This is a genomic window from Rhodoblastus sp., assembly GCF_052145335.1.
Classification (GTDB): domain Bacteria; phylum Pseudomonadota; class Alphaproteobacteria; order Rhizobiales; family Beijerinckiaceae; genus Rhodoblastus.
This window is the reverse complement of record NZ_JBKQOU010000188.1, coordinates 1-5809: the sequence shown is the minus strand read 5'-3', so window position 1 is coordinate 5809 and position 5809 is coordinate 1. Positions and strand designations below refer to the sequence as shown.

The 5809-nt window shown below is 63.7% G+C and carries 4 protein-coding genes and 1 pseudogene; 4 read left to right on the top strand and 1 reads right to left on the bottom strand.

The genetic code is table 11. The features are described from left to right. The 4 genes and pseudogenes from ACLP2E_RS11900 to ACLP2E_RS11885 all read left to right on the top strand — a co-directional run. Nucleotides 1–809, top strand: an 809-nt coding sequence (locus ACLP2E_RS11900) for an ABC transporter permease (RefSeq protein WP_442466058.1), incomplete at its 5' end; no start/stop codon positions are given. 563 nt (nucleotides 810–1372) lie between these two features. Then, the gene (locus ACLP2E_RS11895) at nucleotides 1373–2215 is read left to right on the top strand and encodes an EamA family transporter (RefSeq protein ID WP_442466057.1); all 843 of its coding nucleotides are present in this window, start codon (nucleotides 1373–1375) and stop codon (nucleotides 2213–2215) included. Between the two features lie 401 nt (nucleotides 2216–2616). Next, a pseudogene (locus tag ACLP2E_RS11890) lies at nucleotides 2617–3230 on the top strand (polyphosphate kinase 2 family protein). Between the two features lie 198 nt (nucleotides 3231–3428). Beyond that, on the top strand, nucleotides 3429–3803 hold the full coding sequence (locus ACLP2E_RS11885) for an NUDIX hydrolase (RefSeq protein WP_442466056.1): 375 nt from the start codon (nucleotides 3429–3431) through the stop codon (nucleotides 3801–3803). A gap of 19 nt (nucleotides 3804–3822) precedes the next feature. Here ACLP2E_RS11885 and ACLP2E_RS11880 read toward each other — a convergent pair whose 3' ends face one another. Continuing rightward, entirely contained in the window at nucleotides 3823–5490 is a 1668-nt protein-coding gene (locus tag ACLP2E_RS11880) for a Na/Pi cotransporter family protein (RefSeq protein WP_442466055.1), read from the bottom strand. Nucleotides 5491–5809 lie beyond the last annotated feature (319 nt).

The window sequence follows — 5809 nt, the reverse complement described above, 5'->3', positions numbered from 1 at the left end:
TGTTCACCGTGATCGTCGGCGTCGGGCAGATGTTCGTCATCACGCTCGGGCCCGGCAACGTCGACCTCTCGCTGCCCGCCAACATCGGGCTGGCGAGCGCGGTGGCGATGAAGACCATGGGCGGCGACGACTCGCTCGTCGCTCTCGGCCTCGTGGCGGCCCTCGCTTCCGGATTTGCAGTCGGCGTCGCAAATTATCTCGTGATCCGTGCTTTGCGCATCCCGCCGATCATCGCGACCCTGTCGGCGAGTTTCATCATCCAGTCGATTGACATTTCCTATGGCCGCGGCCTGCAGATCAAGCCTCCTCCAGGCTTCGCGAACTTCACCAACATTGAAATCGCAAGCGTTCCGCTGCTCGCGATCCTGGCGGCGCTGCTGGCCTACGCCGCGAATGTGGCGCTCCACCGCACGATCTGGGGTCGTTCGGTGCTGGCGATCGGGCAGAACATCCGCGCGGCCCGCCTGGCGGGGATCAAGGTCGAGCCGGTGCGGTTCGCCGCCTACGCGCTCTGCGGCCTGCTAGGAGGCCTCGACGGCGCGCTGCTCGCCGGCTATTTCCGCGGGGCCAACGTCGACATCGGCAACGAATATCTTCTTGCTTCCATCGCCGTCGTAGTCATCGGAGGGACGTCGGTGTCCGGCGGCAATGCGAACCTCCCCGGCGTTTGGGGCGGGGCTTTGTTTCTGGTGCTCCTGCTCACCATGCTGAACACCTTCGGCGTCAGCGCTGGCGTGCGGCTGGTGGCGACGGGACTCATCATCGTGGCGGTTATTGCAGCAGCCGGCGGGGAGAAAAGACCGAGGTGAACTAGGGGTCACTACACGATTTTTCCAAAATCGCACGCAAAGAAAAAATGCCAATGAAATCAGGACAGTTCCAAATTTGGCATGGGGAGTCGCCTCGACTTCTGGGGGCTAGTCGTCAGCACGGTCCCGTTTCCAACCAGCCCCGACGCCGCCGCAAACGCCGATGGGATCAGCCAACCCTGCTAACGTGCAGTTTTGAACAAATCGTCTGGTGACCCCTAGTTGCGGGTCGCGACCGCGAACGTCGCAAGTGGGCAGGCAACCGGGCGTTCCCAGGTGAGACTTGTATGCGCAGTCTCCGCCCTGAGGGGGCATTCATCGTGGCCAGCACGCGAGCGCGACGAACGGCTTGCCGACTTTCGATGGTCGACATCGCAAATGGCCGCCAGACGCCGGTCGCCTGGTTCGCCTTCCGTCGGGTCGACGACAAGTCACAGGGGACGGACGCTGCGGGTCATTCCTCGTTCCTCAGTCAGATGCCGCCTCGCATGGTATGGCCCTGGCCGCCATGTTTCGGCTACCGTCGTCCATGACAATTTTGCGACGATCGGGATGGCGTGCAGGTGTCGACTTTCGTTTGGGCGGCGGTGTTGCTGCATGCGCTGTGGAATTCGGTCGTAAAAAGCGCCGGCGACAAGTTCATGAGCTCGGCCCGCGTCGCCCTGTGGACGGGCGTCGTCGCCGTGTTTGTCAGTCTGGCCACGCCGGCGCCGTTGGCGGCGTCACTGCCGTATGTGATCGCTTCGGCGCTCATCCACGTCCTCTATTTCCTGCTGGTCGGCCGCTTATATCGCAACGCCGATCTGTCCGTCGCTTATCCGCTCATGCGCGGTCTGGCGCCGCTCGTCGCGAGTGGCATAGCCGCCGTGACGCTGCATGAAGTCCCCGGCGCGGTCGCGCTCGTCGGTGTACTGGCGCTCGTCGCCGGTGTGGCGACGATGGGGCTTTCCGGTCTCGCCCATGGGCGCATCGACCGCGTCACGCTCGTTCTTGCGCTTTTCAATTCAGTGATTATCGCGACCTATTCGGTCGTGGATGGCGAGGGCGCCCGGCTTGCCGGACCCGACGCACTGCACGCCTTCGCCTACAACGCGTGGTCGGACGGCTTGACCGCGGCGCTCTATCTACCGGTTGTCCTGGCGCTGCGGGGCAAGTCCGCCGGCCCGGAATTCGTGCGTGATCCTCTGCGAAGCGCCTTTGCCGGCCTCGCTGCATTCGGCGGCTACGCAATCGTCGTCTGGGCGATGACGCAGGCCCCTATAGGAGCGGTCGCAGCGCTGCGGGAATGCTCCGTCGTGTTTGCCGCGATCATCGGCGTCGCATTCCTCGGCGAACCTTTCCGCGGCGCGCGCGCCGGCGCGGCGTTGCTGATTGTCGGCGGGGTGATCGCGCTGCGGCTCGCTTGACGCCATCGAACGCTGGCCCAAAGGGACCGGAGTCTGGACGACCCCGAGCAATGCATAGGCTCGAGCATCGCCGCTTATCGGAAGCTCGACGTGGCTTGGGAAATTTTGACGATGTTCATTTTGAGTTTTTGTGCCAGGGGAGGCTCCGCCGCTCATGAAGACCGCCGACTTTGTTGTTTCGAAACGTCCGAGACTTTCCGAAGTTCAGCGTTTCCCGAAGGTCGAGTTCGCCGACTACGAGCGCCGTCTTGGGGAACTTCAATAAACGCTTCAACGCGTTCAGCAGGCCTTTCTCGGGACGGTCCAGCGCGCTGTCCTCGTTCTTGAGGGTTGGGACACTGCGGGCAAGGGCGGCATCGTTCGCCGCTTGGGGTGGGCGCTCGACCCGCGTAGGCCTCAAGGTGCATTCGATCTCTGCTCCGAGCGAGCGTGAGAAGTCGCTGGATTACCTCCAGCGTTTTTGGGAGCGCCTGCCACAGCACGGCCAAATCGTCGTTTTCGACCGCTCCTGGTACCGCCGCGTCCTCGTCGAGTGCGTCGAGAGCTTCGCCAAGCCGGCCGAATGGCATCGGGCCTACGAAGAGATCAATGACTTCCAGCGCATGTTGATCGCCGAGGACACGCGGCTCATCAAGCTGTTTCTGCACATGACCGCTAATGAACAGTTGCGCCGATTTCGAAGTCGGCTCAACGATCCGCTCAAGCGCTGGAAGCTGTCCTACGAGGATTTCCGCAATCGCGCCGCTGGAAGGAATACAAGGCGGCGATCGAGGACATGATGCAGAAGACCTCAACTCGTCATGCGCCATGGCATCTGATCTCGGCCAACGACAAGCCGCAGGGGAGGCTGGCTGCACTGCGCATCATGGTCGATCGTCTGTCCAAGAATGTGTCATTGGATCCGCGCCCGCTCGATCCGAAAGTGCTCGAAGCGGCGGAGTCGCTATTGGGAGTCTCCGTTCTGGCAAATGGTTTGCCGTCCAAATGGAACTCGCTGACTTCCGACGTTCATTAGCATTTCCCCCAACTTTCCGCGGGTTGTTCACTCGGTCTTTGAGCGATAAAGGCCGCGCCGAGGAACCAGACACGCGAACCAGGAGTCACGGGAATTCCTCGTAAACCGACGAAACGGAGAGCAAAGGCCGCTGTTCGTATCCAGTACGGCGCGCTGCCCTACCGGTTCACGGAAGACGCTGCACTGGAGGTCCTTCTTGTGACCACGCGACAGTCCAGACGCTGGATCGTTCCAAAGGGTTGGCCGATAAAGGGATTGGGCCCGGCCAAGTCAGCCGCGAGGGAAGCTTTCGAAGAAGCAGGGGTGCGCGGAAAGATTGGCGCAAAGCCGCTGGGCCTCTTCACTTACGACAAGCTGCTCGACGAGGCCGGCGTCAGGGCGACGTGCGAAGTGAGAGTCTATCCGTTGCTGGTGAAGCGACAAAGCGAAGTCTGGCCCGAGTTCGCACAGCGGACAACCCAGTGGGTCGAACCGAGCAAGGCGATCGCGCTGATCAAGGAGCCCGGCCTCCGGAAGATTGTCGCCTCGTTCGCAAAGCGAGCCGCGTCCGCCGCCAGCAAGTCGGTCTCCTGAACGGGAATTCTCGCGGTTTTTAGAGTGGTCCGTCGTCGCCGTCGTGGGCGAGTCTACTGGGCATCAGGTCCCCGGCGGCCTCAAGCACCGGGTAGGCGGCGCCGGCCACGAGGTGATCGTTCAGACGCTTGATGTCGCGCAGGAGGTCGAGCGGCGTCGCCTGCGGCGGGGAGGCGTCGCGACGGTCGCGTAGCCGGGCGAAGTGGGCTTTGATCGCATCGGCCTCCCGGCGCCTGAATTCCTCTTTCTGTTGCGACAGAACTCTGGCCGCGTGGCGGTCACCGGTCACGAACACGGACGCCGCCGAGCGAAGGTTGCCGCGGACAGCCTCGAAAACCTCCTGGATTGCCTGCTCGTCGTCCGGCCTTAGGTCAGTCCCGCGCTTGAGGAGCTTGCCGACGAAGCCCGCGATGTTCCGCTCCACGACATCGCCCGCGCCTTCGAGGTTCACCGAGAATGCCAGCACGGCTTCGAGGCGGCGATGCTCTTCGTCGCTCAGACTTTCCGGGTCGAGACGGGTCAGGTAGCGCTTGATCTCGCCATTGAGCGCATCGAGCACGTCGTCCGATTTTCGCGCCCGCGCGACGGCCTCGCGGTCTCGCGAACGCAGGGAATCGGCGGCGTCTTGGATCATCGAATCGAGGACGTCGACCATCCTCAGCGCCTCTCGCGCGGCGTGACCAATGGCGATCGAAGGGGTCTCCAGCGCCGCGTCGTCGAGATACAGCGGACTTGCGGGGTCGGCGGCGGCGAGGCGCTGAGGCATCAGGCGTTCGAGGACGCGCGCTAGCGGGTCGAGCAAAGGCAGAAACGCCAGAACCAGAACGACGTTGAACGCGGTGTGGAAATCGGCGACCGCACGAGAGAAATTCGGCTCGATCTGGACCAGGCCGATACCGATCGGCGTCAGAAGCGGCAATGCGATTGCGGCGCCGACCAGGCGCGTGACGACGTTTCCCACCACCACTCGCCGGCCCGCCGCATCTCCGCCGCGCGCGCCTTCGATGAGCGGATTGAGCGCCGTCCCGATGTTCGCGCCGATGATCAGGGCGAGCGCGGCGTTGAGAGGAATGACGCCCTTTTCGGTGAAGGACATGACCAGCAACGCGACCGCAACGCTCGAATGGGCGGCCCAGGCAAGCATGGCGCCGAAGGCGACGGAGATCAGGCGGTCGGTCGCGATTGCGCCCATGAGGATCCTGAGGCTCGGGACATCTTCGTAGGGCGTGATGATTTCCAGGAGCTGGGGCAGGGCGATCAGCATCAGCCCGAGTCCGATCGAGACGCGGCCGATGTCGCGCGCACGGGCGCCGCCCGTCCTGAACATCGCTACCCTCGAGAGCAAGAGCAGCGGCGACAGTCTCGAGACGTCGAACGATAGAACCTGCACAATCAGAGTCGTGCCGACGTTCGCGCCGAGCATCACGGCCAGCGCCGGAACGAGGGCGACGAAGCCGGCGCCGGCGAACGAGGCGATCATCAGGCCGGTCGCAGTGCTGCTCTGCAGAGTGGCGGTGACGCCGAGGCCGGCGGCGGCGGCTTTGATCCGGTTGTCGAGCGCATGGCCGAGGAACCGTCTCAGATCGGACCCGAAGGCGCGCTGCACGCCGCTCTGCACCATGTGAACGCCCCACAAGAGCAAGGCGATCGCGCCGGCGAGGTTGAGGAGCGTCAGCGTCGCGTCCAATGGCGCCTCCTGTGATCATGTCGAGGGCCCGCGCCAAGCCAAAAAGCTCGCGGACGGTCGTGTAAACGCACGAGCGAGCTTTAGTTCAGAATTGGGCCAAAATGCTCAAATGACGTTGCTGGCTTAGGAGGGTGGTTGAAGCTTATGCGCGCGCCTGGCGCGGCGACGGGCCAGGCGAAGCGTCCCTGAGCGTGGGCTTTTAGAGCAATCGCCGGTCACGCTATCGAAAATTGCGAGAGCGGTTCCGGGTGATCTCGGGCTGGCCGGCCAGCGGGCCGGCCGCGTAACGGGCCAGCACCTCGGCCCCGGCGTCCCGCAG